3 protein-coding genes are annotated in these 1,621 nt (G+C 32.9%); all 3 read right to left on the bottom strand.

The genetic code is table 11. The annotated features are described in order from the left end of the window. Positions 1-900: CotH kinase family protein (locus tag CIN_RS11040; protein ID WP_170314058.1), on the bottom strand; the 900-nt coding region annotated here is incomplete at its 3' end. Next, complete coding sequence (locus tag CIN_RS11035) at positions 893-1,282, bottom strand: hypothetical protein (RefSeq protein WP_040364485.1); 390 nt, start codon at positions 1,280-1,282, stop codon at positions 893-895. The genes CIN_RS11035 and CIN_RS11040, both read right to left, overlap by 8 nt. A gap of 15 nt (positions 1,283-1,297) precedes the next feature. After that, on the bottom strand, positions 1,298-1,621 hold a 324-nt coding region (locus tag CIN_RS12120), incomplete at its 5' end, for a tail fiber domain-containing protein (RefSeq protein ID WP_040364484.1).

The following is a 1,621-nucleotide window of genomic DNA, read 5'->3' as shown; positions in this document are numbered from 1 at the left end:
CAACATTAAGTTATTTTGAATACTATCCCCACCCATTGTAAGTTCAGTAAACAAAATATAATCAATAAACACATTAAGATTAATGTAATCTTTATATGTTGCTCTCATATTAATAGAGCCATCATTACAACCTTTAAACCATTGAAACAGTCGCTCTACTGAGGATTCAAATGTAGCATCTTGTGTTGTTGGTAATGTAATATCCCACACAGAAGCATTAAACACACCATCTACCCAAAAATTATTGGATAGCTTGGGTTGCATTAATACATGCTGTGTATTGTTTTCATCAAGTAAATATGTTTCTGCATCGTAGTAAGAACGTAAGACATATAACCCATAAAAACCATTTGTATTATACACCTCTATAGGAAAACCAGCCGTTGTGAAATCTGCTTCACCAACAGTAACCCCACAGTTTTTAGATGCAAGATAAGAATACTCACTTGATGGTGCTGTTAATCCATTATTATATCGTAAAATTTTACGGTAAACCATTGTGGATAAACTGTCCCTAATAAGTGTTCTATCCACAGCATAAGCTTTTAGAGTGATAGAACTCATAGGAAGCCAATTACCAAACTTAACCTTAAGTTTATTACCTGTTGTTGGATTCACAACTTTAAACTTAAAGTTTTTCTTGTCCGCTCCTTGTGAACTAGCCCCTTGTACACTTACTATAGCAGTTGCACTAAATAAAGGTATGTCCCCATGAAAGAATGAAATAGATGCTTGTGTATCTGTATCTTTAACTGTTGGTAAATCTCCATCAATTAAAACACGTAACATACCATCCTCAATAGAAGGTAAAAATAAAGTATCCCAACTATCAGAAGTATTCTTTTCACCATATTGAACAAGGGAACCGTTATTGATAAAACCAGTTGTTGCATTAACCATAGATTTTTTTACCTCTTAATTTGTTATTAAAACCAATGATTTCAAGAATGGTTTCTTTCCTTGCCTCTATACTCACAAACGGTTTTTTATCATCTTCCCATTGGATATCATTAGAAAATGATGGATAACAATTACCATTTATTGGCTGTTGTAATATTAAGGTTAATTTTTGAAACTGTAATGTAGGAACATTTTTAACAGTGATATTACAGTCTTGGTTAAACTGTAGTAAATAAACTTTATCCCCATAGTCTGGGAATTGTATGTTTAAAGTATCTTCAGTAACTATTTTAGGTATTAATGCGGATTGACCTGTGATTGAGTCAACAATCTGACTCAAATACATAGATGAACCCGTACCACCTTTAATTAATTTATTCATGGTACGGTTCCTTAATTATTTAGCTTCTAATGCTTCTAGGCGTGCTTCAAAAGCAGAGATTTTTACTTTAATAGCCTCTAATAAAAGAACAAATAGTTCTTCATAACGCAAGGATTGTTGGGAAACTTGGTTTCCATCTTCATCTTTTACTAATTCAGATTCAAAAGTTGTAGAAGTTTCCCCATTATCAAGTTTAACTTCTTTTTTAACTTGTTGTGTCAATGGTGAAGAACACCAAAATGAAAACTGGGATGGATCAAGCCCTTGTGCTTTAACAGCAGCTTCTAGCTGTTGAGCAATAAATCCTGAATGAGTTCTAGCATCTTTACCTTTTTCAGT

Origin of the sequence: Commensalibacter intestini A911 (assembly GCF_000231445.1) — a bacterium.
GTDB classification, from domain to species: domain Bacteria; phylum Pseudomonadota; class Alphaproteobacteria; order Acetobacterales; family Acetobacteraceae; genus Commensalibacter; species Commensalibacter intestini.
Note: the sequence above shows the minus strand (reverse complement) of the source record. Positions and strands in the feature narration are given on the sequence as shown.